Below are 23184 nucleotides of genomic sequence, written 5' to 3'. Positions count from 1 at the left end.
TCCTTCATTTCCTTCAAGGCATGCTCGAATCGACTGTTCACAGGGCGATTTCGGGGTTCATGCGGTCGAGCCACAGGGCCAGGTCCACGACCCGTTCCAGGCGCAGGCGGTGGCCCCACTCAAGGTGTGCCGGTTCGGTGTCGAGGCAGGACTTGACGACGGTTTCGTCGACCAGGTCGCGGACCCGTCCGCCCTGTGCGGCCAGGGCGTCGCGCGCCATGTTCTGCAGGCCGCGGTTGTAGTCGGGGTGGTGCGTGGCCGGGTAGTGGTTCTTGGGCCGGTGGAGTACGGACGGCGGCGCCAGCCCGGCACCCACCGCGCGCAGCAGGCTCTTCTCCCGGCCGTCGTAACTCTGCAGCGACCAGGGCGTGTTGAAGGCGTACTCGACGAGACGGTGGTCGCAGTAGGGGACCCGTACCTCCAGGCCCTGGGCCATGCTCAGCCGGTCCTTGCGGTGCAGCAGCTGACGCAGCCAGCGGGTCAGGGACAGATGCTGCATCTCGCGTTGCCGGTGCCGGTCCGCGCTCTCGTCGTCGAGGTGTGGAACGGCGGCCAGCGCCCGGCGGTAGGTGTCCCGCCGGAATTCGCCGATGCGCAGGGTGGCCGCCAGGTCGGGGTGCAGCGGCATGGCCGCCTCGTCGCCGGTGACCAGCAGCCAGGGGAAGGTCTCGGCGGCCAGCGCCTTGGAACTGTGGAACCACGGATAGCCACCGAAGACCTCGTCGGCCGCTTCGCCGGACAGCGCCACGGTCGAGTGCCGCTTGATCTCGCCGAAGAACAGATAGAGGGAGGTGTCCATATCGCCGACGCCGATGGGGGAGTCGCGGGCGGCGACGACCGCCGCACGGTGCTCGGGGTCCAGCAGCGCATGCGGGTCCAGGACGACGGTGTGGTGATCGGTGCCGATGAACGCACCGGCCTCGGCGGCGAACGGGGTGTCATGGCCGGTACGCAGTACATCGCCGGTGAAGTGCTCCGCCTGGTCGCTGTAGTCGACCGCGTAGGACCGCAGGCGCGCCCCGGGCCCCTCCCGGAGTCGGAGTTCGTCGGCGAGCAGCGCGGTCAGCACGGTGGAGTCGATCCCGCCGGACAGCAGACTGCACAGCGGGACATCCGCCTCCAGCTGTGTACGGGCCGCGCGGTCCAGACGGGCCCGGACGGCGCCGACGGTGGCATCGAGGTCGAGGCCGTCGTCGTGGGGTCGGGCTTCCAACTGCCAATAGAGGCGCTCGTCCAAGCCGCCCCGGTCGAAGGCCGCCACGCCGCCCGGTGGCACCTCCCGCACCCCCGCCCACAGCGTCCCACCGGTGCTGAACACCAGGCTGTACGCCTCCCGCAGCCCCTGCGCGTCCACCCGTGGCCGGCAGCCGGGATGCGCGAACAGGGCCTTGGGCTCGGAACCGAAGACGAGCCCGCCGTCCGGCGTCGCGGCGTAGTACAGCGGCTTGACGCCCAGCCGGTCGCGGACCAGCAGCAGTCGCTGCGCACGGGCGTCCCAGAGCGCGAACGCGTACATGCCCTCCAGGCGCCCGGCGAGCTGGTCGCCCCACTCCTGGTAGGCGCGCAGCACGACCTCGGTGTCGCTACGGGTGGTGAAAAGATGACCCCGGCGACGGAGTTCGGCGCGCAGCTCGTGGTGGTTGTAGACCTCGCCGCTGTAGCTGAGGACGACCTCGGCGCCCGCCTCGCCCGTGGTCATGGGCTGAGCGCCGCCCTCGACATCCAGGACGGCGAGCCGCCGGTGGCCGAGCGCGGCGTACGGCCCGCACCAGATCCCGGAGGCATCGGGACCGCGCGGCGCGAGGGCGGCGGTCATCCGCTCGATGACCGGGGGCTGGTCCTCGGGGTTCACGCGGAACGAGATCCAACCGGTGATGCCGCACATGGGTGGTCCTTCCTGGGTGTGGGGATCGGTTCGCGGTCCGCTGTGTTCTGCCTGGGCCGTCTTTGACTGTCCAGTGGTGGGGGTTGCTCGCCGTTGCGCCTTGCTGGTCCCCGCGTAGCGGCAACGGCGTTTGAGAGGTCGGATGAAAGGCGCGGGAAGTTCCCGCCGGATTCAGGGGATTTCTTGCGCGCGGGGACGAACGGGGTGGTGCGCAATCCCAGTTAGTCGGGTCCGGCAGCGGATGAGTTCCGGCGGGGGCGCAGGACGAACCTCACATGCCGACCGGGCCCTTTTGGAGCACTCGTACCTGCTCGTGGCTGCCACGATGACGCCCCGACCTTCCGAGATCTGGAGCGGCGATGTCCTCCTCCCCGGCCGACCGCAGTCGGCCCGTTCTTCCCCGGGCCGTCCGGCGCCTGCTGCCCGCACGGGCGGTCATCGGCTTCACCGTCCTGCTGGTGGCGCTCTTCGCCCTGTCGTACGCGGCCGGTGCCGTCGCCGGGCCGGTGGCTCCGGGCCTGCATCCCGCCGGTGGCGCCCGCACCGGAGACTCCGAGCCCGCCGACGACGGAGACATGGGCGGGATGCATGGGATGGGCGGCGGGATGCGATGACCGCGCAACCGCACGACGCCGCCTCCGCACCGGCGGCGCCCTCCCTCACCACCACCCTGACCGTCGGCGGAATGACCTGCGCCGCCTGCGTGGGCCGGGTCGAGAAGAAGCTCGGCCGCCTCGAAGGCGTATCGGCCACGGTGAACCTGGCCACCGGCCGGGCCCGCGTCAGCCACCCCGAGGCCGTACCCGTCGGCGATCTCGTCGCTACCGTCGAGGCCGCCGGATTCACCGCGCAACTCCTGCAGAATTCAAGGGAGTTGGAATTGACGGAGGGGGACGACGGGGACGAGGGGGATGATCGGGACGCGGGGGAACGTCCCGCTGCCCACCAGCCCCCGGCCGCCCCCCAGGGCGACGACACCGACACCCGCACCGAGCGCCACCGGCTGCTGATCACCGCCCTGCTGTCCCTCCCGGTCCTGGCCCTCTCCATGGTTCCCGCCTGGCAGTTCCGCGACTGGCAGTGGCTCTGCTTCGTTCTCGCCGCGCCCGTCGCGGTATGGGGCGCGGCCCCCTTCCACGCCCGTGCGCTGCGCGGCCTGCGGCACGGCGCCGCGACGATGGACACCCTCGTCTCCCTCGGCGTCGCCGCGTCGTTCTCCTGGTCCGCATACGCGCTGTTCCTCGGCGGCGCCGGTCAGCCCGGCATGACCATGCCCTTCAGCCTGCTGCCGACCGCCGGGGACGGGACGTCCCATCTCTACCTGGAAGCCGCCGTCGGCGTACCGCTGTTCGTGCTGGCCGGCCGCCGGATGGAAGCCAGGGCCCGGCACGGCACGGGTTCCGCGCTACGTGCGCTGGCCGAACTCGCCGCCAAGGATGTCGCCGTACGGGTGGACGGCAGCGAGCGGCGGGTCCCGGTGGACCGGCTGCGGGTCGGTGATCTCTTCCTCGTACGGCCCGGGGAGCGCGTCGCCACCGACGGCACCGTGACCGAGGGCAGTTCCGCCCTGGACCTCTCGCTGATCACCGGCGAGAGCCGGCCGGTCGAGGTCGCTCCGGGCTCGGACGTTGTCGGCGGTGCGGTCAACTCCGGTGGTCTGCTGGAGATCCGGGCCGGTGCCGTGGGGGCGGACACCCAACTCGCCCGGATCACCCGGCTGGTGGAGGACGCCCAGACCGGCAAGACCAAGGCGCAGCGTCTCGCCGACGCGGTGGCGGCCGTCTTCGTCCCCGCCGTACTGACCGTGTCGGTCACCGTCCTGGGGTTCTGGCTCGGCGCCGGGGCCGACCTGCAGGCCGCCGTCACCGCCGCGGTCGCCGTCCTCGTCGTCGCCTGCCCCTGCGCACTGGGGCTCGCCACCCCGACCGCGCTGCTGGCCGCCACCGGGCGCGGCGCCCAACTCGGCATCCTCGTCAGCGGGCCGCAGGCACTGGAGCGGCTGCGTCGCATCGACACCGTGGTGCTGGACAAGACCGGCACCCTCACCACGGGCCGGATGAGTGTCACCGCCCTCACCGCTCGTACGGATGGCCTCGACCCGGCCGCCGTCCTCCGGCTGGCCGCCGCCGTCGAGCAGGGCTCCGAGCACCCGCTGGCGCACGCCGTCATCGCCCGTGCGCACGAACTCCACCCCGGTCAACTCCTCTCACCGGTAAGCGACTTCACCGCCACACCCGGGTACGGCGTACGCGGCACAGCTGACGGCCGTCAGGTGACGATCGCCGGGCCCGGGGACGTCGGCGGCCTCCCGGTTCCGCTGCCGGACGCCGTACGCACAGCCGAGGCCGCGGGCCACACCGCGGTCCTGGTCACCGTCGACGGCGCCCCGGAGGCCGTCATCGCCGTCGGCGACTCGCTCCGCCCGGACAGCTACCGCGCCGTCGACCATCTGCGCCGCCTGGGGCTCCGGCCGGTCCTGGCCACCGGGGACCGCGAGGCCACCGCCCGCGCCGTGGCCGGGCACCTCGCCATCACCGAGATCCACGCCGAGGCCCGCCCTCAGGACAAGGCCGCGCTGGTCGGCACCTTGCAGGAGCAGGGCAGCCGGGTCGCCGTGGTGGGCGACGGCGTCAATGACGCCGCCGCGCTCGCGCTCGCCGACCTCGGCATCGCCATGGGCAGCGGCACCGACGCCGCGATCGGCGCCGCCGATGTCACCCTCGTACGCGAGGACCTCCAGGCCATCGCCGACGCCGTACGCCTGGCCCGCCGCACCCTGGGCACCATCCGCACCAACCTGATCTGGGCCTTCGGCTACAACCTGGTCACTGTGCCGCTGGCCGCCGTCGGACTGCTGAACCCGATGCTCGCGGCCGCCGCCATGTCCGCCAGCTCGCTGCTCGTCGTGGGCAACAGCCTGCGGCTGCGGGCCTGGAAACCGGCGCGGGCCTCGAAGTCGGCCCGCCGTATCAACAGCGCCCGGAAAACCGCTACTTGGGAGGCCACATGAACCGGCCGCGTACGGCGGCGGTCGCCGTACCGCTGCTCGCCTGCCTGGCAACGCTGGGTACGCTCACCGTCTGGACCGCCACCGGCAACGCGGGGACGCCCGCACGTCTCAGTGCCGCCGAGGGCCGGGTGCTGGTCCCGTCCGCCGCGGAGGCCACCGCGGCGTTCTTCACCGTCCGTAACACCGGTACATCGGACGACGTGCTGACCGGCGTCACCGGCCCGGCAGGCCACCGCACCATGCTCAGCCGCACGGTCGACATCGGACGGAACGCGCGGAGCATGGAGATGGTCCGCTCCGCCACCGTCCCGGCGGGCGGTTCGCTGCGGATGACGGCCACCACCCTGGACGTCATGATCAGCCCACCCCCACGGATCGCACCGGGGGACCGGCTCACCTTCACCCTCCACTTCCGCGACGGCCCGCCGCTGACCGTACGGGCGAAGGCCATACGCCCAGGCCGGTGACGAGGGATACAGGGATACCGACGCGGGGCTCATGGACCGGCTCCTGCCCGCCCATGAGCCCCGACATCCGTCAGGAGACCACCTCGCCGGGAGGCCGTCCCGCCGGGAGGTCACCCATCGGGAGCGACCGTCAGGCCACCGCGCCCGCGAGATCGCGTGACCGGTCACCCGGCTCCGGCCGCTCCGCTTCCGCCTCCGCCAGCCGCGCGATCAGCGTCTCCCGGGCACGTGCCACCCGGGACCGTACGGTTCCCACCGGGCAGCCCATCACCCCGGCGGCCTCCGCGTACGGAAGCCCCAGCAACTGCGTCAGGACGAACGCCTCGCGCCGCCCCGGCACCAGCGCCGACAGCAGCTCCGCCAGGGCGACTCCCTCGTCGAACCCCGGCACACCACGCGGCTGCACCCGCTCCGCCGCCGTCTGCCAGTCGTCGGTCGCGGCCAGCCGCGGCCGAACCGCATGGGAGCGGATGCGGTCCGCCACCACCCGCCGGGCGATCGTCAGCAGCCATGTCCGCGCCGACGACCGGCCCTCGAACCGCGGCAGACTCCGCAACGCCCGCACGTAGGTGTCCTGCACCAGATCATCGGCCGCCTGCGGATCGCCGCTCAGGTGCGTCACATAACGTCGCACATCGAGCTGAGTGGCCCTGACGAACTGCTCGACGGCCCGCTCGTCGCCGCTACGGGCGGCCAGCGCCCACCCCGTCACCGCCTCGTCGTCACGCATACCGCGACCGCCCCTCGCCGGGCGTCCACGCTTCGGAGAGGATGGAGGCATGCTCTGCTCGCGTATCCGCACGGCACTCTCCGCCCGCCTGGACGGCGAGCGACTGCCGCCCGGCCTCACCAACCGCCACCTCGACGACCACTTGGCGGGCTGCGCCGACTGCCGCCGATGGGAGGCGCGGGCGCGACAGCTGGCGGCGGACACCGGGGCCCACCTCAGGCACGCCGACGACGACACGGCGTCCGCCGACGAGCTGCTCGCCCATCTGCGGAAGGCGGCCGCGGCCCCCGCATCGGCGAAGGCGCGCGACCGGCGAAAGAACTGAGGGAAGAACTGGAGGCGGAACTGGAGGGAGAAGCGGAGGGAGAAGCGGACGGAAAAGTGGAGGGCGAACGGATCCGGGCGGCGTTGCCGCCGACATCCGGACAGGGAAGATCATCTGTAGTCCTTCGCGTGATCCGGTCACCGCGGGCAGCGGGACCGGTGACGTCAGAACCCGGGAGAGCCGGCGCGTGAAATCAGCGCCAGGGCCGGCCCGGGAACCGGGAATTCGCCGTGCTGTCAGACGACAGCCGGCCCACGCGGCGGGCCCCGCAACGAAATGGCATGGGCCAGCAGGAGCGTGCGTACGGCATGCCGCGGCACCTGCCGGGCGGCTCGTACGGCGGGTGGCGCATCGGGAAGGACGATCCGCAGGACCAGCACCAGCGGCGCGAACAGCCGGGCCGACACGGTCCTTACGACCCTGAAGGCAGCCCGTTCCCCGCCCCACAGCCACCACGCGCTCAACAGCGCGACAAGCAGGTGCGCGGCGAGCATGCCGCTCCCGCTGCCGTGCATCCCCTGCATGCCCGGCATCTGATCCATCGGGCCCATCTGCGGCAACTGATCCATCTGCTGCATCCGATCCATGGGCTGCATGTGATGGACGTGCTGCTGCATCTGCTGCATCTGCTGCATCTGATGGATCTGCGAGGACGACATCCCCTCCGCGCCGCACAGCCACGCATTCGCCCACTCCCGTGCGAGCGACAACCGCTCACCACCGGAGTCGGCGACCGCCCGGCCGAACGAGAACGCGCTGTGCAGCGCCGCCTGGGTGCCCACCGTCAGCAACCCCACCAGCAACGGGCCCCGTTCACGCCCGGCGAAGCACCAGGCGACGGACGCGGTTCCCAACCAGGCGGTCAGCAGCATCCACCAGGGCACGGTGGCATCCGACATCATCACGTGTCCCAGCGCGGCAAGCAGCACACAGACCGCCGCGAACACCGCGGCGCGCAGCCCCCTGAGTACTTCCCCCGCATCCATGACGGGCCCATCGTCGCACCCCGGCCTCCGGGGCGAACGCGAGGGTCATCTGCACGCCCGGCAGGGGGCGCAACGGACGACAGGCGGCGTACCTGTCCCGTTGTGTCCTCCAGGCCGGCACCGTCCGGATGCCGGGATGCCGGAACGCCGGGATGTGCGATCGGGTGGCACCGGCTGCCGGCTCGGCCTGTCGGCTGCCGGGAAATATTCCGCGGGGTGTCGAATCGGGCAGACCTGCGGCGTCGTCATGGGTGAGGCCGCGAAACGAGCGGCACGAGGCCGCGAAACGAGCGGCGAAACCCTGCTGAGGAGGCGCTATGCCCAAGTACGTGATGCTGACCTATCTGCCGGTCGGCGGCGAGCCCACGCCCGAGGAGGTCGGCGCCCGTTGGGGCGCGTACCACCAGGCCCTGAAGGACGCCGGGGTGCTCGTGGCCAATGCGGGGCTGGCCAGGACCGACATGGCGACGACCGTGCGGGTCCGCGACGAGGAGACACAGATCACCGACGGTCCGTTCGCGGAGACCAAGGAGTTTCTCGCCGGGTTCTTCCTGATCGAGGTCGACGACCTGGACGCAGCGCTGAAGTGGGCCGCGGAGATGCCGAACAGCAGCTACGGGCCCGTCGAGGTGCGGCCGGTCTGGAGCGCGTGAGCCCGCGCGACGGCGAGCGGCGGCCGGGCCCGGACCCGGCCGCCGCCGTCGAGCGCACCTTCCGCGAGGAGCGGGCTGCCGTCCTCGCGACGCTGATCCGGCACCTCGGTGACCTCCAGCTCGCCGAGGACGCCGTCCAGGACGCCTTCGCGGCCGCCGTCGCCACCTGGCCCGACGACGGGATCCCCACCAACCCCGGCGCCTGGATCATGGTGACCGCCCGCCGCAAGGCGATCGACCGGGTGCGGCGTGAGCGTGCCGTCGCCGACCGCACCGTACGGCTCGCGGAGCTGGCGCGGCTGGAGGCGCAGGAGCACCGGCCGGGAACCGACGCGGGAGCCGTCACCGACGACCGGCTACGGCTGATCTTCACCTGCTGCCATCCCGCGCTCGCGCTGCCCGCGCGGGTCGCGCTCACACTGAAGACGCTCGGCGGCCTCAGCACCGGGGAGATCGCCCGCGCGTTCCTCGTCAGCGAGCCGACGATGGCGCAGCGCCTGGTACGGGCCAAACGCAAGATCGCCGAGGCCCGGATCCCGTACCGCGTCCCGAGCGACGACGCGCTCCCCGGCCGTCTGAACGGGGTTCTGTCCACCGTGTATCTGATCTTCAACGAGGGATACGGGGCGGCCGAGGGCGGGCGTCTGGTCCGCGGCGAGCTGTGCGGCGAGGCGATCCGGCTGGGGCGGCTGCTGTGCGCGCTGATGCCGGACGACGCCGAGGTGCGCGGGCTGCTCGCGCTGATACTGCTGCACGATGCGCGGCGCGCCGCACGGGTCGACGAGCACGGCCGGTATGTGCCGCTCGACGCACAGGACCGCTCGCGCTGGGACGCGGCGCGGATCGCGGAGGGGCACGAAACGCTGGCGGAAGCGCTCGCGTTCCGCCGCGCCGGTCCCTACCAGCTGCAGGCCGCGATCGCCGCGCTGCACGTCGAGGCGCCGAGCGCGGCGGAGACCGACTGGGAGACGATCGCCGAGCTGTACGGGGCGCTCGGGCGGCTGGCGCCGTCACCGGTGATCGAGGTCAACCGCGCGGTGGCGGTCGCCGGGGCCGACGGGGCGCAGGCCGGCCTCGCACTGCTGGCCCCGCTGCTCGACGACCCCCGTCTGACGCACTATCAGCCGCTGTACGCGGCCCAGGCCGAGCTGCTGAGACGGGCTGGTGACCGCAGAGCCGCAGGTCAGGCGTACGAGCGGGCGCTGGCGCTGACCGGCAACGCGGTCGAGCGGGCCGAACTGGAGCGGCGGCTGGCGGGGCTGGGGTCCGAGGGCGCGTCGTGAGAAGCGCGGGGGATGCCCCTATGGAAGAGCTCTTGCTGACGCGCTGCTGCCGAAGAGCTGCTGCGTTCCAGTGACTCTCCGGTGGGTCGCACGGCAGGGGGTAAAAGCCACCTTATCGTCGCTTTTGCAGAGAATGTTCCTTTTCTGCTCCAAGCTGAGTGAAGGTGGAAGAATGATCCGTTCAATTCCTCGTGCGCTCGCAGTGGCGGGGCTGACCGTGGCCGCCGTCGCGGTGCCGATGGCAGGCGCCGCGACCGCCGTTCCCAGCACCACCCCGACCGTCAAGTGCGCCTCACAGAAGGACGGTGGTTGCTTCTCGGGTCGCGACGGCCGGCCCCACGCCAACAACGGCAGCAAGGCCGTCCACCGCGACGGCGATCACCGTTACAACTACGGTCGTGACGATGATGGCTACGGTCGTGACCGTGAGCGCGACAACGGCCGCGACAACGGTCGTGACCGCGACCGCGACAACGGCCGCGACAACGGCCGCGACAACGGCCGTGACCGTGAGCGCGACAACGGCCTTGACCGCGAGCGCGACCGTGACAGTGACTACGGCCGTGACCGTGAGCGCGACAACGGTCCGGACCGTGACTACGACCGTGACCGCGACCGTGACAGTGACAGTGAGTACGGCCGCGACAGTGACTACGGCCGTGACAGTGACTACGAGCGCGCCCCTGAGCGCGACAACCGTCAGGACAGCCGCAAGGCCGGCCAGCAGGAGAGCGAGAGCCTTCTCGGGCTCGGGGAGGTCCTGGGGCATCTCCTCTGACCTCCTGACCGTCATCACTGTTGTGGGCCCGGGGAATTGGCGTTGCCTCCCCGGGTCTGCGCCTGCCCCGACAGAGCCGGTCGGTCCCTTCACGGACCGGCCGGCCTCTTTCGCGGACCGACCGGCCCCTGTCCGGCGCCGCCGGGTGGCTCTCACCCTGGAGGTGTCACAGCGGCCGTGACGGTGGTCCGTACCGAGGAGGAGCCATGGGGCACACACCGCACATCGTCAGCGATGTGATGACACGGACCGTGGTCGCGGTCGGCCAGGAGGCCCGGTTCAAGGAGATCGTCGAGACCATGGAACAGTGGCAGGTGAGCGCCCTGCCCGTTCTGGAGGGCGAAGGGCGGGTGGTCGGCGTGGTCTCCGAGGCCGATCTGCTGCCGAAAGAGGAATTCCGGGAAGCCGATCCCAGCCGTCTGGAGCAGCTGCAACGCCTCGACGACGTACGCAAGGCAGGCGCGGTGACGGCCGCGGAGCTGATGAGCGCGCCCGCCTACACCGTCCACGCCGACGCCACCCTCGCGCAGGCGGCGCGGACCATGGCCCACAAATCCGTGAAGCGGCTGCCCGTGGTGGACTCCCTCGGGCTGCTGCAGGGCATCGTCAGCCGCGCCGATCTGCTGAAGGTCTTCCTGCGGACCGACGCAGACCTCGCCGAGGAGATCCGCACGGACATCGTCGGCCACCTGTTCGCGATGTCCCATGACGATCTGGACGTCACCGTCGCCGAAGGGGTGGTGACCATCAGTGGCCGGGTCCGGGACGCCTCGGTCGTTCCGATGGCGGCGCGCCTGGTGCGGGCGGTCGAGGGCGTCGTGGACGTCACGTTCGATGTCACCGGTCCGGATGCGGCCCGGTCCGGGCCGCCTGTCGCGGACCCGCGCCGCTGACCGGCCCGCAGCTCCGCCCCCTGAAGGCGGCGGCTCACCCGCCGTCCGGGACCGCGTCCGGGACCGCGTCCAGGACCTCGAAGGCTCCGGCCAGCCCGACGGTGCGCAGGAGCCTCCGCTGGCGGGGATCGGTGATGACCAGCGACAGCCGGCCGCCGCGTGCCAGAATCCGGCGCCGGGCCCGGCACAGGACCCCGATCCCGCTGCAGTCCAGGAAGGTCAGCCCCGTCAGGTCGAGCACCAGGTGGGGCCGTGTCCCGGAGGTCAGCGGATCGAGGTTCCTCGTGGTCGCGGCGGCGCTCACGAAGTCCAGTTCCCCGTCGAGGCGTACCACGGTGAGGGCGTCCGCGCGGCGCCCCCGTACGTCCCCGGCCTTCTCCCTCAGCATGTCCTCCACCCATCCGAACGCTTCCGCCTCAGGGTCGCCGGCACATCAACGCTGCGGCCTTCAAGGCTGCCACCATCAAAAGCGCGGACCGCGGTCCTGAGGAGTGCCGGGCGGGCCATGCCGATAGGGACCTTCGGCCCCATTCAGGAGCCGCTCAGGTCCAGCCAGCGGGTGGTGCCGGGGGCGACGGTGTACGAACGGCCACCGAGCCTCACCCGCACCGCGGCAGTGTCCGATTCCGGCACCGCGATCCGTACCCGCCGCGCACGGATGCGCAGATCGACATCCCAGTGGCGGCCGTAGCGCAGGCGTACCCGGAACTTCGAGAGCTGGGGGATCGGCACCGGATCGAGCCACAGCGCGTGTTCGTGGGCCTCCAGGCCGGTCATACCGCGCTGGACGAAGTCCAGGGTGCCGGCCATCGCGCCCAGATGGATGCCCTCCGCGGTGGTGCCGCCCTGGACGTCCGCCACATCCCCGGTCAGCGCCTCCTCGCAGTACATCCATGCGTCGGCGCGGCGCGCCCGGGCCAGTACCCACGCGTGGACCAGCGCGCTGAGCGTCGAGCCGTGGCTGGTGCGGTGGAGGTAGTAGTCGACGGTGGCGCGCCAGACGTCATCGTCGACGGCGTACCCCAGCTGCCGGAACACGGCGGCGAGCTCCGCCGGCGGGAAGAGATAGCCCAGCATCAGCACATCGGCCTGCTTGGACGCCTGATAGCGGTTGACGGTGTCGCCCTCCGCCTCCAGGATCCGGTCCAGCCGCCGGATGTCGCCGTACTGCCGGCGGTACCCGTCCCAGTCGAGTTCGGCCAGGTCCGCGTAGCCCGCGAACTGGCTGATGACGCCCTGGTGGTACGGCACATGGAGCCGGTGCGCGATGTCGTCCCAGCGCTCCCGCTCGTCCGGGGCGAGCTGGATCCGTTCGAACAGCTGCTGGCGGCGCGCCTCGGGCAGGTCGCGGCAGAGGACGAGCGCCCGCATCAGCACCCAGGCGGCCGTGACGTTCGTGTAGGCGTTGTCGTCCAGCCCCGGTTCCGCGGCCCCCGGATAGCCGTCGTGGTACTCGTCGGGCCCGACGACGCCACGGATGCGGTACCGGCCGAGGTCCTCGTCCCAGTCTGCGGCCGCCGCCCAGAAGCGGGCGATCTGAAGGAGCATCTCCGCGCCCTTGGTGTGCAGGAACGCGGTGTCCCCACTGGCCCGGCAGTACTGCCACACGTTGTACGCCACCGCGGAGCCGACATGGTGCTGGAGCCGGGAGTGATCCGGCAGCCAGCGTCCCGAACGCGGATTGAGATGGAATTCCTGGGTCTCCTCACGGCCGTCACCGGCGCTCTGCCACGGGTACATCGCCCCCGCCCGGCCCGCTTCGGACGCCGCTCGGCAGGCGCTGGGCAGCCGCCGGTAGCGGTAGCCGAGCAGCGCCCGGGAGACCTCCGGGAAGTGCAGATTCAGGAAGGGCAGGACGAACAGCTCGTCCCAGAAGACATGGCCGCGGTATGCCTCGCCGTGCAGGCCGCGCGCCGGTACGCCGGCGTCCAGTTCGGCGGTGTGCGGAGACAGCGTCTGCAGTACGTGGAAGAGGTGCAGCCGCAGAATCCGGCCCGAGTCTCCGGGGACGTCCAGTTTCGCCTGCTGCCACAGGTGTTTCCAGGCGCGGTGGTGAGACGCCAGCAGCCCGGGGAAATCCGGCGCCCGGCGTACGCCGTCGACGGCCGCGCGGAGGGGATTGCCGATCGCCGGGTCGCGGGAGGTGTACAGCGCCACGGTCTTGTCGACGACGACGGTCGAGCCGGGTTCGACGGGCAGCATGAGCGTGTGGAAGGCCCGCTGCGAGGTGAGTTCGGTACGGGGAGTCACGCCACCGGAGGCCGCGCCGCCGCCGTCGGAGGCCGTTCCGCCGACGGCCGTGCGGGTCCGCCCGGCCATCGCGATATGGATGCCGGACTCGATGGTGCGGCAGCGCAGCCACACCGTGTCGTCGTCCTCGGAGCCGGTGTCGCAGCCGGTCAGGTGCCGGCTCGCCAGTTCTCGGTAGCGTGCCACGCCGGCATTGCGGACATCGCCGTCGATGCCGGCCACCACCTCCACCTCGCCGGCCCACCCGGCAGTCGTGAACGACGTGCGCAGCGCGGCCAGATGAGGGTCACCCATGTGCACCAGGCGGCACTGTTCCACGCTCAGGCGCCGCCCGGCCGCGTCCTCGTAGACCGACCAGCGGGTCAGGGTGCCGTGCCGCAGATCCAGCGTCTGCCGGTGTTCGGCCAGCTGCGGGTGGTCGGGGGAGAGCCAGGGGCCGGGGGGCGCGTCGGCGGGGCGCATCCGGTAGCGCAGCGGCAGCCAGTTGGGCAGGTTGACCAGGTCCTCGTTCTCGATCCGGCGGCCCGCCACGGTGGACGTCAGCCGGTTGTAGCAGCCCGCCGCGTAGGTGCCCGGGTAGTGCGCGGGGCCGGGGAGCGCCTCGGTGGCGGCACCGCGGGTGACGAAGTAGCCGTTGCCCAGCGCGCACAGTGCCTCGCGCAGCCGTTCCGCCTCGGGTTCGTACCCCTCGTACGTCCATGTCCAGGCCGCCACCGTCAGCCCTCCCCGGACGTCAGCAGCTCGCCGGGGTCGGAGACGACCACATCGGCGCCGCGTCGGCGCAGCTCGGCGGCGCCCTGCCCGGCCGTGCGGTCCACGCCCACGACGAGGCCGAAGCCGCCGCGCCGGCCGGCCTCGACACCGGCCAGCGCGTCCTCCACCACGGCGGTGTCCCGGGCCGGGACACCGAGCCGCCGGGCCGCCTCCACGAAGAGCGCCGGGTCCGGTTTGCCTGGCAGACCGAGCCGGCTCGCCTCATTGCCGTCCACCACGGCCTGGAAGAGATCGCGTACGCCCGCGGCGGACAGCAGCTCGGTCGCATGGCGGGACGCCGAGACGGCGGCGCACCGCACCCGCTCGCGGCGCAGGACATGCAGCAGGCGCACGGTGCCGGGCCAGGTGGCGATGCCGTGCGTACGCAGGCTCGCGGTGAACAGCTCTTCCTTGCGGGCCGCGACCGCCCACAGCGTGGCGGTTCCCGGCGCGTCGGCGGGGTCGCCGAGCGGCAGATCCAACCCTCGGGAGGCCAGGAACGTGGCCGCCCCGTCCAGCCGGGACCGGCCGTCGACATAGTGGCGGTAGTCGTCCGCGGGGTCGAAGGGCCGCTGTCCGCCCGCCACCGCCAGACAGGCGTCGAAGGCGTCCTTCCAGGCCGCAGCGTGCACCTGGGCGGAGTCGGTGATGACGCCGTCGGTGTCGAAGACGACGGCCCGTACGGAGCGCAGGCACGCGGCCGGGGAGGGCGCGGCGGTCATGATCACGGATCCCTTCGTGAGGGTGCCGTCTCCCATCGCATCACGACTCCGGGACAGCGGCGCGGTACGCGGGCGGGCGGCGGTGCCGCCGGGGCCGGTCGGCCCACCGGCGGCACCGGACGGCCCCTGTGGCCGGCCCCTCCGGTGTCCGATCGTGGGAGCACGATCCCCCGGAGGGGCACCGCGCCGACGCACGGCCGAGAGGAGGCGTGAGATGAAGCCCCGGAGAGTCGGCAGCGTCATGACCGGCGACGTGGTCCGGGCCCGGAGCACGACGCCGCGCAAGGACATCGAAAGCTGGCTGGACGAACACCACATCAGCGGGCTGCCGGTGGTGGACACCGACGAAAAGGTGATCGGGGTCGTCTCCACCACCGATCTGCGGCTCACCTGGCAGCGGACCGCCGCGGACGAGCCGCCGACCGCCGGCGAGCTGATGTCCGCCCCCGCGGTCACCGTACGCGCCGACGACTCCCTCGTCCGGGCGGCCCGCTTCATGGCCGAGCACCGCATCGAGCGGCTGCCGGTCGTGGACGAGGAAGCCCGTCTGGTCGGCATCGTCACCCGGCGCGACCTGCTGCAGATCTTTCTCCGCCCGGACCCGGAGATCCGCGACGAGGTGATCGACGAGATCATGGTCCGCGCTCTGTGGCTGAGCCCGCACACGGTCAGCGTCCGCGTCCACGACGGGGTGGTGACGCTGCGCGGCTGCCTGGAGAGCGGCGCCGACGTGGCCATCGCCGTACGGATGACGCGCCAGGTCGATGGGGTGATCGCGGTGGTGGATCGGCTGACGCATCGGCGCGCCGCTGGGCTTGGCCCAAGCCGGTGAGGGTCGCTGCGCGGTCCGCTGCGCTTGGCCTGAGCCGACGGGGGTTCCGTGCGTTGCCGGGTGCAGCGCGTTTCGCCTGCGGCGGGCGGGGTGCTGCGCTTGGGCTGGGTCGATGGGGGCCCGTTCGTTGCCGGGTGCCGCGCCGTGTCGCCTGCGGCGCTGTTGCCGCTGCGCGGGGCTTTTGGGTGCGGTTCCGGGCCTCCGGACTTCGTCCTGCGGCCCGGCACCTCCCGTGGGTGGTGGGTGAACGGGGGGGGGTGCGGTGTCGTTTCGCCTGCGGCAGTTGTTGCCGCTGCGCGGGCTGTGAGTGGTGGGTGAAAAGGCAGGTGCTTAGGCTCGTGCACGTCAGCACGTCGGTGGACGGAGGACGGATGTCAACGACCAGGAGTCTGCTCGACGCGCTGCCGGCTGAGGCGCGTGCGCGGCTGGACGGGATCGCGCATGAGGTCTCGCTGCCGCGTGGTGCCCGGATCTTCGAGGAGGGTGGGCGGGCGGACCGCTTCTGGGTGATCCGTAGTGGACGGGTCACGCTCGACCAGCGTGTTCCGGGGCGTCGTGCGGCCGTAGTTGAGACGCTCGGCCGGGATGATCTGCTGGGCTGGTCCTGGCTTTTTCCGCCGCACCTGTGGCACTTGGGCGCGGAGACCGAGAGCCCGGTGGAGGCCTTGGAGTTCGACGCCGCGGTGGTCCGCTCCCTCTGTGCGTCCGATCCGGTGCTGGGGCGTGAGATCTACCGGTACGTCGCGGAGACGGTGGCCGACCGGCTGCACCGTACCCGCACCCGTCTGCTGGACCTCTACGGTCCCCAGGGCAGCGGCCTGGAGTGATGCGCGGTGCCGCGTCACGCCTCGCGGTGGCCCCGCTGCGGGTCGAATTCCGCCCACTCCCGTTCCCACTGCCAGGCGCGCCGTCGGTTCAGCAGGATGGCGCCGGCCCGCTCCCCGACGAGCAGCAGCAGACAGGTGCCGCCGGCGGCCACCGTGCCGATCGCGATGCTCTCGACTCTCGCCTCGGAAGGGCTGATGGGATCACGCAGCAGTACACCGCGCCCGTTGAGCCAGACCGTGGTCCGGTCACCGGCCTTGAGGTGCGGCGGCACCGCCGTGTCGCCTGTCCGGGTCGAGCCGTCGGCCGTCGTCCACCGCACCGTCGCGTACACCCGGCCCCCGACGCCACCCGTGGAGTCGACCCCGATACGGGCCGGCGGGTTCTCCGTCAGTACGGCCGACACGCTGTGCCGTTCCTGGATCTGCCGCTGGGCGGCGGCGCTCACCTCGCTCGCGGCCGACACGCCGGCGACCGGCGCCGCCACCGCGATCAGCGCCCCGGTGGCCAGCACCAGCCAGGCTTCCGCCACGTCCGTACCGCGTCGGAGCGGGCCGCGCCGCAAGTGCCGGAGGATCATCGTGAGAGCCATCGCGCACCCTCCTTTGCCCGTCCCCCGACGGTCGCACGCCGAACGGTCCGGCAAGAGGGGCCGAACGGCCCTGCCCGGAGGCCGGTGGGCGCCCCCAGGAGCGGCCCATGGGCCCGTTCGGCCCTGGTGTGCCCCTGGGGCCGGGGCCACGATGGAAAACGTCCGGCGACACCGGACAACAGCCTGGAGGACGCCATGACCGAGGCCGGGGAGTTCTCACCGCAGAACCCGATCCGGGTTTTCCTGCTCGACGATCACGAAGTGGTCCGGCGCGGTGTGCAGGACTTGCTCGACGCGGAGCCCGACATCGAGGTGGTCGGCGATGCCGGTACGGCAGATCACGCGCTGGCCCGGGGCCCGGCGCTGCGGCCGCATGTCGCCGTCCTGGATGTGCGGCTGCCGGACGGGGACGGCATCAGCGTCTGCCGTGAGCTGCGGTCGCGGATGCCCGGCCTGGCCTGTCTGATGCTCACCTCGTTCGACGACGACGATGCGCTGCTCGACGCGATCATGTCGGGTGCGGCCGGCTATGTCCTCAAGGAGATAAAGGGTTCGGACCTGGTTGCCGCCGTGCGTACGGTCGCGTCCGGCCGGTCGATGCTCGACCCGGCGACCACGGCGCGGCTGATGAACAGCCTGCGGGGCGAGGACTCCGACGCGGAGCCCGAGGCGGACGCGCTGTCCGGGCTGTCGCCGCGGGAGCGGGAGATCCTCGGTCTGATCGGTGAAGGGCTGACGAATCGTCAGATCGGTTCCCGTCTCTACCTGTCGGAGAAGACGGTCAAGAATCACATCTCGCGGCTGCTGGCCAAACTCGGCGTCGAGCGCCGCATTCAGGCGGCCGTCCTCGCCACCCAGGCGCATCCTCCGCATGCCGACCCCGGATCGCATCGGATGTGACGCCCGCTGGGTCTCGTTGGGTGGGGCGAAGCCGTGTTGCCGGGCCGTTGTTCAGGAGGACGGGAGCGGTGCGCACCACAGCAGGCGGGTGCCGCCGTGCTCCGACGTCCCGACGGTCAACTCACCGCCCACGCTCTCGGCGCGTTTGGCGAGGTTGGCCAACCCGCTGCGGCGGCCGCCGGGCGGCATGCCCGTGCCGTTGTCGGCGACACTCAGCCGCAGCGTGCCGCCACGTACGATCAGCGAGACGTCCACCGCGGTGGCGTGTGCGTGCCGGGCGGTGTTGCTCAGGGCTTCGGCGAGCACCGCCACCACATGTTCCGCGATCTCCGCCGGCACATCGGTGTCGATGAGCCCCTCCATGTGGAGGGACGGGGTGAAGCCCAGCGGGCGTGCCGCCTGCTCCACCGCGGTCACGGTCCGCACCCGCAGACCGTGGCTCGCCCGGCCCGATTCGCGGGCGCGGAGCCCGAAGATGGTCGACCGAATGATCTTGATGGTCTCGTCCAGGTCGTCCACCGCGCGCAGCAGCCGCTCGCTGGCCTCCGGATGATCCACGAAGCGCACCGCGCTCTGCAGCGTCATGCCGGTGGCGAACAGCCGCTGGATGGCCAGATCGTGCAGATCGCGGGCGATGCGGTCGCGGTCCTCCAGAAGGGCGAGCTGTTCGGCGGACTGGCGTTGTTCGGCCAGTTCGATGGCGAGCGCCGCCTGGCCGGCGAACGTCAGCAGCGGCGCGGTCTCCGGTTCCGTGAACGGGTCGCGCCCCTTGACCCGGGCCAGCAGCAGCACACCGCGCACCCGCTCGCCGGTGATCATCGGGACGGCGACCGCGGGCCCCAGGCCCGTCCAGCGCGGCCCGGCGGTGCTCCGCGGATCGTTGTCGACACCCAGGCTGATCAGCGGCTTCTTCGCATCGAGGGCCGCGCCGATGAACGACCCCTCGCGCGGCAGGACCAGCCCGCGGTGCGCCCCGGCATCGACACCGGAGGCCAGCGCCACCCGCACCGCCGCGCCCTCGACGGGCAGCGCCAGGACGCCGAGATCGGCGGCGAGGATACGCAGTGCATGATTGACGATCATCTCCAGGACCTGCATGTCGTCCGCCCCGGGCAGCAGACCGGCGACGATCTCGCCGTTGGCCTCCAGCCACCGCTGACGGTACCGGGCCTCCTCGTAAAGCCGGGCGTTCTCGATGGCCACCCCGGCCGCGACCGCGAGCGTCGACAGCACGGTCTCGTCCTCGGCGTCGAACTCGCCGCCGCCGCGCTTCTCGGTGAGATAGAGATTGCCGAACACCTCGTCGCGCACCCTGATCGGCACCCCGAGGAACGAGTGCATCGGCGGGTGGTTCGGCGGGAAGCCGTACGACGAGGGGTGCTCGGACAGCTCCGGCAGCCGCAGCGGCTCGGGGTGACGGATCAGCTCACCCAGAATGCCGTGCCCGGCCGGAAGATGACCGATCGCGTCCTGCTGCTCCTGGGTGACCCCCACGGGCAGGAACTGGGAGAGCCGGGTGCCCTCGCCGACCACGCCCAGCGCCCCGTACTCGGCGTCCACGACCACCACCGCCGCCTCGACGATCCGGCGCAGCACCCGCGGCAGATCCAGCCCCCTGCCCACCGACAGCACGGCTTCCAGCAGCAGATGGGCCGTCGCGCCGGAGCCCAGCTGCACGGCGTCGAGGCGCTCCTGAAGGTCGTCCGGGAGGGCATCCAGCCGCCGCCGGGCGTCACCTCGCCGGTCGGTTCCGTCGTCACCCACCACCATGCCTCCGCCACGGCCCGCGCGCCGTGGCGGGGCCATGTCTCCACCGTAGCCGCCGTGGGGTTTCGGGCATCTTGTGATGCCTTGTCCCCGCGGTCGGTCAGGGCACGGCCCGGCCCGGGACCTTCGGGCCCCGGGCCGTGCCGAACAGCCCCTGCCCCGGCCGTACGCAACACGCGCACGCTGGTGCCCACGGACACCCTGGAGGGCTGCCATGACCACCACCGCACTGCTGAATGTGCTGCCACCACGCGGGCGGGACCGTCTGATGGAGTTCGCCCGCGATGTGTCCTTCCCGGAGGGCACCCGGATCTTCGAGGAGGGCGGCCACGCCGACCGCTTCTGGATCATCCGTACCGGCTCGGTCAACCTCGATGTCCAGGTCCGCGGGGAACGCCCGGCGACCGTCGAGATGCTGGGGCACGGCGACCTGCTGGGGTGGTCATGGCTGGTACCGCCGTACACCTGGCGCCTGGGCGCGGAGGCGACCAGCCCCGTACGGGCCCACGAGTTCGACGCGATCGCGGTACGCGCACTGTGCGAGGCGGACCCCGCACTCGGACTGGCGGTGACCCACCGGATGCTCGACGTGGTCGCACGCCGGCTCCAGGCCACCCGGATGCGGCTGCTCGATCTGTACGGTCCGCCCAACGCACACCACATGCCGGTGGCGTGAGCGGAAGGCGGTGGAGACGATGGAACTTCCCCTGGTCGTCGGAGTGGACGGATCGGGTTCCGCTCACCGGGCGCTTGAATGGGCGCTGAATGAGGCGGCCCTCCACAGACTTCCGCTGCGCCTGGTGTACGCCTCCCGGTGGGAACGCTACGAGGGTGTGGCGCCGGCCCGGAGCCCGGCCCGCCCCACCGAGGAACTGCTCGCGGACAACATCGTCGGATCCGCCGCCGAATACGCCCATGAACGCAACGCGGACGTCCATGTCTCGGTGCAGGTCCTGTCCGACGACACGGTGACCGCGCTACTGCGCGAGGGCCGCTATGCCTCGGCCCTGATCCTGGGATCCAAGGGCCGCGGCGAATTCGCCGAACTGCTGCTCGGCTCGGTCAGTCTCGCCGTGGCGTCCCGCGCCAGCTGCCCGGTAATCGTGGTGCGCGGCGACAAGGCCGCCCTGGCGGGGACGCACGACCGGGTCCTGCTCGGCGTCGGGGACCCGGACCAGGGCACACAGCCGGCGCAGTTCGCCTTCCGCGAGGCCGAGGCCCGGGGCTGCGCCCTCGACGCGGTACGCGCCTGGCGCTGCCCCGCACACGAGACCACCGACCATCCGCTGCTCGCCGGTGCGCCCGAGCTGTACCACGAGGAGCGGGCCTCGGCCCTCCTCGACAAGGCCCTCACCGACGCGGTCGGCGCCCACCCGATGGTGCATGTGCGGCGCGCCACCGTCGAGGGCCCGCCGCACAAGGTGCTGGTGCGGCGCAGCGCCGCCGCGGATCTGCTCGTCGTCGGAGCGCAGCGCCGCCACGGCCATCTGGGCCTCCAGCTCGGCCGGGTGGGGCACGCGGCTCTGCACCACGCGGAGTGCCCTGTGGCGGTTGTGCCGCAGCCGGGGTGAGCGGCCACCCGTCGCTACTTCCGGAGTCCGGCGGCGTGGTCGGGAACGTACGACTGCAGGTCTCTGGGCGGCCGTTGGTAGCCGGTGGACGGCGGGCGCGGCGGCAGGTCCAGCGCCGGCGCCGGCACCTCGTAGTACGGAACGGTCGACAGCAGATGGGCGATCATGTTCAGCCGGGCCCGGCGCTTGTCGTCGCTCTCGACGACGAACCACGGTGACTCCGAGACGTCCGTGTGCACGAGCATCTCGTCCTTCGCCCGGGAGTACGCCTCCCAGCGGGTGATCGATTCAAGGTCCATGGGGGAGAGCTTCCAGCGCCGGGTGGGGTCGTCGAGCCGCCGCCGGAACCGTTTCTCCTGCACCTCGTCACTCACCGAGAACCAGTACTTGCGCAACAGGATCCCGTCCTCGACCAGCATCCGCTCGAAGATCGGGCACTGACGGAGGAAGCGCTGGTGCTCCTCCTTCGTGCAGAACCCCATGACGTGCTCGACGCCCGCCCGGTTGTACCAACTGCGGTCCAACAGCACGATCTCGCCGGACGCGGGGAGGTGCTCCGTGTAGCGCTGGAAGTACCACTGGGTGCGTTCGCGCTCGGTGGGCCGCGGCAGCGCGACGATCCGGGCGACCCGCGGATTGAGGTGTTCGGCGACGCGCTTGATCGTGCTCCCCTTGCCGGCCGCGTCCCGCCCCTCGAAGATCACGACGAGCCGGGCGCCTTCGGCACGCACCCACGCCTGGAGCTTCACCAGTTCCGTCTGCAACCGGAACAGCTCCCGCTCGTACATCGCCCGCGGCAGCTTGTCGGGCCGGTCGGTGCCGTGTCCGCGGGTGCCGTGCTTTTCCGCCATGCGATGACGGTACGAGGAAAAACGGGGAGAACGCGCGAGGGCGCGGGTCCCCGTAGGCCGTCCGGCCCGGGAAAGGGACACCCGACCCACGGCCGCCGCCCCCGCCCCGGCGCGACAGTGAAACAGCACGGAGGTGGGCCATGAAGATCCGCGACGTAATGCGCACACCGGTCGTCACCGTCACCACCGGCACCACGCTGCGGGAGACCGCACAGCGGATGGTGCAGCACACCGTCGGCTGTGTCGTGGTCGTGGCCGGGGAGACCATCCGGGGGATCGTCACCGACCGGGACCTGGCCGTACGGGGCCTCGCCGCCGGCCTGGGCGCGGACGCGCCGGTCACCGAGGTCATGTCGGCGCCGGTCGTCACCATCCGGGCCGGTGACGATCTGGACGAGGCCTACCGCGCCATGTGCCGGTCCGGCGTCCGCAGACTGCCCGTCCTGGACGGACCAAGGATCGCCGGCGCCGTCACACTGGACGATCTGCTCATGGACGTCTCCAGGCGCGTCGGGGAACTGCTGGTGCCCCTGTCCTGGTGCGTGCTGGGGGACCAGCCCGGCCCGCCACCGTCACCTCCGTCCCGGCCACCCGGGACGGACCGGGCGGCCGAACGCTGACGGCGGGCCGCGCGACGGCGACCCCGGCCCGACGACCGCCGGATCGCCGCCCCGGGCTCAGGCCATCGCGTTCGTCCAGCCGTAGGCCTCCCGATGCTGAGTGCCGGGCGGCAACGAGCCCACCTCCTGCATGTCGTGGTCGGCCGCCCGCATCAGCTGCGCGGTGATGTGATGCATCGCGCGAGCCGCGGCCAACTCGTCCCCGATCGCCGGGATGTCCACGTCCTCGGGATTGCACCTGGCGGTGCCGAGTCCGGTCAGCGTCGAGGTTCCGGTGTCCAGAACCGCCCGTGCCTTGGTCGTGCCGTCCTCCTCGAAGAGGTACACATGGACGGTCCACTCCAGTGTCCTTGCCATGATCCGCCTCCGCTCCGTCCGCCGGACGTACCGCGTCTCCGGCGGAGCTCCGAGACTGTGTGCGCATGAAGACGCGCGCGGGCACCCGGTTCGGCTGCCCTCGTAGTTACCACTGTCCGACGGCACCTGCGCCG

General features: G+C 71.9%; 24 protein-coding genes. 13 read left to right on the top strand and 11 right to left on the bottom strand.

Going from position 1 to position 23184, the window contains the following annotated elements:
• Window positions 1–37 precede the first annotated feature (37 nt).
• Window positions 38–1885: an asparagine synthase (glutamine-hydrolyzing) gene (asnB, locus tag AB0I10_RS15835; RefSeq protein WP_363153027.1), complete on the bottom strand. Its 1848-nt coding sequence runs from the start codon at window positions 1883–1885 to the stop codon at window positions 38–40.
• A 359-nt stretch (window positions 1886–2244) separates the two neighbouring features.
• Between asnB and AB0I10_RS15830 the strand changes: the two genes are divergently transcribed.
• The 3 genes from AB0I10_RS15830 to AB0I10_RS15820 are packed head-to-tail and all read left to right on the top strand — an operon-like array spanning window position 2245 to window position 5362.
• Window positions 2245–2499: a hypothetical protein gene (locus AB0I10_RS15830; RefSeq protein ID WP_363153026.1), complete on the top strand. Its 255-nt coding sequence runs from the start codon at window positions 2245–2247 to the stop codon at window positions 2497–2499.
• Window positions 2496–4895: a heavy metal translocating P-type ATPase gene (locus AB0I10_RS15825; RefSeq protein WP_363153025.1), complete on the top strand. Its 2400-nt coding sequence runs from the start codon at window positions 2496–2498 to the stop codon at window positions 4893–4895. The genes AB0I10_RS15830 and AB0I10_RS15825 overlap by 4 nt, the downstream gene beginning before the upstream one ends.
• Window positions 4892–5362 carry a copper chaperone PCu(A)C gene (locus AB0I10_RS15820; protein ID WP_363153024.1) on the top strand — a complete coding sequence of 157 codons (471 nt, stop codon included), beginning with the start codon at window positions 4892–4894 and terminating at the stop codon, window positions 5360–5362. The genes AB0I10_RS15825 and AB0I10_RS15820 overlap by 4 nt, the downstream gene beginning before the upstream one ends.
• Before the next feature lie 130 nt (window positions 5363–5492).
• Here the strand turns inward: AB0I10_RS15820 and AB0I10_RS15815 are convergent, their stop codons facing one another.
• Window positions 5493–6092 carry a sigma-70 family RNA polymerase sigma factor gene (locus tag AB0I10_RS15815; RefSeq protein WP_363153023.1) on the bottom strand — a complete coding sequence of 200 codons (600 nt, stop codon included), beginning with the start codon at window positions 6090–6092 and terminating at the stop codon, window positions 5493–5495.
• Between the two features lie 49 nt (window positions 6093–6141).
• On the opposite strand from AB0I10_RS15815, the gene AB0I10_RS15810 reads away from it, so the two are divergent.
• Window positions 6142–6417, top strand: a complete 276-nt coding sequence (locus tag AB0I10_RS15810) for a zf-HC2 domain-containing protein (RefSeq protein WP_363153022.1) — start codon at window positions 6142–6144, stop codon at window positions 6415–6417.
• 236 nt (window positions 6418–6653) lie between these two features.
• Here AB0I10_RS15810 and AB0I10_RS15805 read toward each other — a convergent pair whose 3' ends face one another.
• Window positions 6654–7403: a PE-PGRS family protein gene (locus AB0I10_RS15805; RefSeq protein ID WP_363153021.1), complete on the bottom strand. Its 750-nt coding sequence runs from the start codon at window positions 7401–7403 to the stop codon at window positions 6654–6656.
• 317 nt (window positions 7404–7720) lie between these two features.
• Here AB0I10_RS15805 and AB0I10_RS15800 point away from each other — a divergent pair, with 317 nt between their 5' ends.
• Window positions 7721–8056, top strand: a complete 336-nt coding sequence (locus AB0I10_RS15800; protein ID WP_363153020.1) for a YciI family protein — start codon at window positions 7721–7723, stop codon at window positions 8054–8056.
• On the top strand, window positions 8053–9339 hold the full coding sequence (locus AB0I10_RS15795) for a sigma-70 family RNA polymerase sigma factor (RefSeq protein ID WP_363153019.1): 1287 nt from the start codon (window positions 8053–8055) through the stop codon (window positions 9337–9339). Before AB0I10_RS15800 ends, AB0I10_RS15795 begins: the two co-directional genes overlap by 4 nt.
• Window positions 9340–9631: 292 nt before the next feature.
• Here AB0I10_RS15795 and AB0I10_RS15790 read toward each other — a convergent pair whose 3' ends face one another.
• Entirely contained in the window at window positions 9632–10108 is a 477-nt protein-coding gene (locus AB0I10_RS15790; RefSeq protein ID WP_363153018.1) for a hypothetical protein, read from the bottom strand.
• A 215-nt stretch (window positions 10109–10323) separates the two neighbouring features.
• Here AB0I10_RS15790 and AB0I10_RS15785 point away from each other — a divergent pair, with 215 nt between their 5' ends.
• Window positions 10324–11010 carry a CBS domain-containing protein gene (locus tag AB0I10_RS15785; protein WP_363153017.1) on the top strand — a complete coding sequence of 229 codons (687 nt, stop codon included), beginning with the start codon at window positions 10324–10326 and terminating at the stop codon, window positions 11008–11010.
• 34 nt (window positions 11011–11044) lie between these two features.
• On the opposite strand, the gene AB0I10_RS15780 is transcribed toward AB0I10_RS15785, so the two are convergent.
• From AB0I10_RS15780 to AB0I10_RS15770, 3 genes are all read right to left on the bottom strand, one after another.
• Complete coding sequence (locus AB0I10_RS15780) at window positions 11045–11398, bottom strand: STAS domain-containing protein (protein WP_363153016.1); 354 nt, start codon at window positions 11396–11398, stop codon at window positions 11045–11047.
• Between the two features lie 143 nt (window positions 11399–11541).
• On the bottom strand, window positions 11542–13980 hold the full coding sequence (locus tag AB0I10_RS15775) for a glycosyl hydrolase family 65 protein (RefSeq protein ID WP_363153080.1): 2439 nt from the start codon (window positions 13978–13980) through the stop codon (window positions 11542–11544).
• On the bottom strand, window positions 13977–14735 hold the full coding sequence (locus AB0I10_RS15770) for an HAD-IA family hydrolase (protein ID WP_363153015.1): 759 nt from the start codon (window positions 14733–14735) through the stop codon (window positions 13977–13979). Before AB0I10_RS15770 ends, AB0I10_RS15775 begins: the two co-directional genes overlap by 4 nt.
• A gap of 214 nt (window positions 14736–14949) precedes the next feature.
• On the opposite strand from AB0I10_RS15770, the gene AB0I10_RS15765 reads away from it, so the two are divergent.
• Window positions 14950–15567, top strand: a complete 618-nt coding sequence (locus AB0I10_RS15765) for a CBS domain-containing protein (protein WP_363153014.1) — start codon at window positions 14950–14952, stop codon at window positions 15565–15567.
• Between the two features lie 371 nt (window positions 15568–15938).
• Window positions 15939–16394 carry a cyclic nucleotide-binding domain-containing protein gene (locus AB0I10_RS15760; RefSeq protein ID WP_363153013.1) on the top strand — a complete coding sequence of 152 codons (456 nt, stop codon included), beginning with the start codon at window positions 15939–15941 and terminating at the stop codon, window positions 16392–16394.
• Window positions 16395–16408: 14 nt separating this feature from the next.
• On the opposite strand, the gene AB0I10_RS15755 is transcribed toward AB0I10_RS15760, so the two are convergent.
• On the bottom strand, window positions 16409–16984 hold the full coding sequence (locus AB0I10_RS15755; protein WP_363153012.1) for a hypothetical protein: 576 nt from the start codon (window positions 16982–16984) through the stop codon (window positions 16409–16411).
• A gap of 195 nt (window positions 16985–17179) precedes the next feature.
• On the opposite strand from AB0I10_RS15755, the gene AB0I10_RS15750 reads away from it, so the two are divergent.
• Complete coding sequence (locus AB0I10_RS15750; protein ID WP_363153011.1) at window positions 17180–17884, top strand: response regulator transcription factor; 705 nt, start codon at window positions 17180–17182, stop codon at window positions 17882–17884.
• Window positions 17885–17935: 51 nt separating this feature from the next.
• Here the strand turns inward: AB0I10_RS15750 and AB0I10_RS15745 are convergent, their stop codons facing one another.
• On the bottom strand, window positions 17936–19654 hold the full coding sequence (locus tag AB0I10_RS15745; protein ID WP_363153079.1) for a GAF domain-containing protein: 1719 nt from the start codon (window positions 19652–19654) through the stop codon (window positions 17936–17938).
• Between the two features lie 211 nt (window positions 19655–19865).
• Between AB0I10_RS15745 and AB0I10_RS15740 the strand changes: the two genes are divergently transcribed.
• Together AB0I10_RS15740 and AB0I10_RS15735 are read left to right on the top strand one after the other, a co-directional pair.
• Window positions 19866–20327, top strand: a complete 462-nt coding sequence (locus tag AB0I10_RS15740) for a cyclic nucleotide-binding domain-containing protein (RefSeq protein WP_363153010.1) — start codon at window positions 19866–19868, stop codon at window positions 20325–20327.
• Window positions 20328–20346: 19 nt separating this feature from the next.
• On the top strand, window positions 20347–21222 hold the full coding sequence (locus AB0I10_RS15735) for a universal stress protein (RefSeq protein ID WP_363153009.1): 876 nt from the start codon (window positions 20347–20349) through the stop codon (window positions 21220–21222).
• Window positions 21223–21236: 14 nt separating this feature from the next.
• Here the strand turns inward: AB0I10_RS15735 and ppk2 are convergent, their stop codons facing one another.
• Window positions 21237–22073 (bottom strand): polyphosphate kinase 2, encoded by an 837-nt coding sequence (ppk2, locus tag AB0I10_RS15730; protein ID WP_363153008.1) that lies wholly within the window; start codon window positions 22071–22073, stop codon window positions 21237–21239.
• A gap of 140 nt (window positions 22074–22213) precedes the next feature.
• Between ppk2 and AB0I10_RS15725 the strand changes: the two genes are divergently transcribed.
• Window positions 22214–22693: a CBS domain-containing protein gene (locus AB0I10_RS15725; protein ID WP_363153007.1), complete on the top strand. Its 480-nt coding sequence runs from the start codon at window positions 22214–22216 to the stop codon at window positions 22691–22693.
• A gap of 57 nt (window positions 22694–22750) precedes the next feature.
• Here the strand turns inward: AB0I10_RS15725 and AB0I10_RS15720 are convergent, their stop codons facing one another.
• A complete protein-coding gene (locus AB0I10_RS15720) occupies window positions 22751–23050 on the bottom strand; it encodes a DUF1876 domain-containing protein (protein WP_363153006.1) in 300 nt (99 codons plus the stop codon).
• Window positions 23051–23184 lie beyond the last annotated feature (134 nt).

It is taken from the genome of Streptomyces sp. NPDC050636 (genome assembly GCF_040654775.1).
In the GTDB taxonomy this organism is placed as follows: domain Bacteria; phylum Actinomycetota; class Actinomycetes; order Streptomycetales; family Streptomycetaceae; genus Streptomyces.
Note: the sequence above shows the minus strand (reverse complement) of the source record. Positions and strands in the feature narration are given on the sequence as shown.

What these genes read in the sequence shown, in the direction of transcription:
- asnB (WP_363153027.1), bottom strand. Translation starts at nt 1,885, where the DNA reads ATGTGCGGCATCACCGGTTGGATCTCGTTCCGCGTGAACCCCGAGGAC.
- AB0I10_RS15830 (WP_363153026.1), top strand. Translation starts at nt 2,245, where the DNA reads ATGTCCTCCTCCCCGGCCGACCGCAGTCGGCCCGTTCTTCCCCGGGCC.
- AB0I10_RS15825 (WP_363153025.1), top strand. Translation starts at nt 2,496, where the DNA reads ATGACCGCGCAACCGCACGACGCCGCCTCCGCACCGGCGGCGCCCTCC.
- AB0I10_RS15820 (WP_363153024.1), top strand. Translation starts at nt 4,892, where the DNA reads ATGAACCGGCCGCGTACGGCGGCGGTCGCCGTACCGCTGCTCGCCTGC.
- AB0I10_RS15815 (WP_363153023.1), bottom strand. Translation starts at nt 6,092, where the DNA reads ATGCGTGACGACGAGGCGGTGACGGGGTGGGCGCTGGCCGCCCGTAGC.
- AB0I10_RS15810 (WP_363153022.1), top strand. Translation starts at nt 6,142, where the DNA reads ATGCTCTGCTCGCGTATCCGCACGGCACTCTCCGCCCGCCTGGACGGC.
- AB0I10_RS15805 (WP_363153021.1), bottom strand. Translation starts at nt 7,403, where the DNA reads ATGGATGCGGGGGAAGTACTCAGGGGGCTGCGCGCCGCGGTGTTCGCG.
- AB0I10_RS15800 (WP_363153020.1), top strand. Translation starts at nt 7,721, where the DNA reads ATGCCCAAGTACGTGATGCTGACCTATCTGCCGGTCGGCGGCGAGCCC.
- AB0I10_RS15790 (WP_363153018.1), bottom strand. Translation starts at nt 10,108, where the DNA reads ATGCCCCAGGACCTCCCCGAGCCCGAGAAGGCTCTCGCTCTCCTGCTG.
- AB0I10_RS15785 (WP_363153017.1), top strand. Translation starts at nt 10,324, where the DNA reads ATGGGGCACACACCGCACATCGTCAGCGATGTGATGACACGGACCGTG.
- AB0I10_RS15780 (WP_363153016.1), bottom strand. Translation starts at nt 11,398, where the DNA reads ATGCTGAGGGAGAAGGCCGGGGACGTACGGGGGCGCCGCGCGGACGCC.
- AB0I10_RS15770 (WP_363153015.1), bottom strand. Translation starts at nt 14,735, where the DNA reads ATGACCGCCGCGCCCTCCCCGGCCGCGTGCCTGCGCTCCGTACGGGCC.
- AB0I10_RS15765 (WP_363153014.1), top strand. Translation starts at nt 14,950, where the DNA reads ATGAAGCCCCGGAGAGTCGGCAGCGTCATGACCGGCGACGTGGTCCGG.
- AB0I10_RS15760 (WP_363153013.1), top strand. Translation starts at nt 15,939, where the DNA reads ATGTCAACGACCAGGAGTCTGCTCGACGCGCTGCCGGCTGAGGCGCGT.
- AB0I10_RS15755 (WP_363153012.1), bottom strand. Translation starts at nt 16,984, where the DNA reads ATGGCTCTCACGATGATCCTCCGGCACTTGCGGCGCGGCCCGCTCCGA.
- AB0I10_RS15750 (WP_363153011.1), top strand. Translation starts at nt 17,180, where the DNA reads ATGACCGAGGCCGGGGAGTTCTCACCGCAGAACCCGATCCGGGTTTTC.
- AB0I10_RS15745 (WP_363153079.1), bottom strand. Translation starts at nt 19,654, where the DNA reads ATGGTGGTGGGTGACGACGGAACCGACCGGCGAGGTGACGCCCGGCGG.
- AB0I10_RS15740 (WP_363153010.1), top strand. Translation starts at nt 19,866, where the DNA reads ATGACCACCACCGCACTGCTGAATGTGCTGCCACCACGCGGGCGGGAC.
- AB0I10_RS15735 (WP_363153009.1), top strand. Translation starts at nt 20,347, where the DNA reads ATGGAACTTCCCCTGGTCGTCGGAGTGGACGGATCGGGTTCCGCTCAC.
- ppk2 (WP_363153008.1), bottom strand. Translation starts at nt 22,073, where the DNA reads ATGGCGGAAAAGCACGGCACCCGCGGACACGGCACCGACCGGCCCGAC.
- AB0I10_RS15725 (WP_363153007.1), top strand. Translation starts at nt 22,214, where the DNA reads ATGAAGATCCGCGACGTAATGCGCACACCGGTCGTCACCGTCACCACC.
- AB0I10_RS15720 (WP_363153006.1), bottom strand. Translation starts at nt 23,050, where the DNA reads ATGGCAAGGACACTGGAGTGGACCGTCCATGTGTACCTCTTCGAGGAG.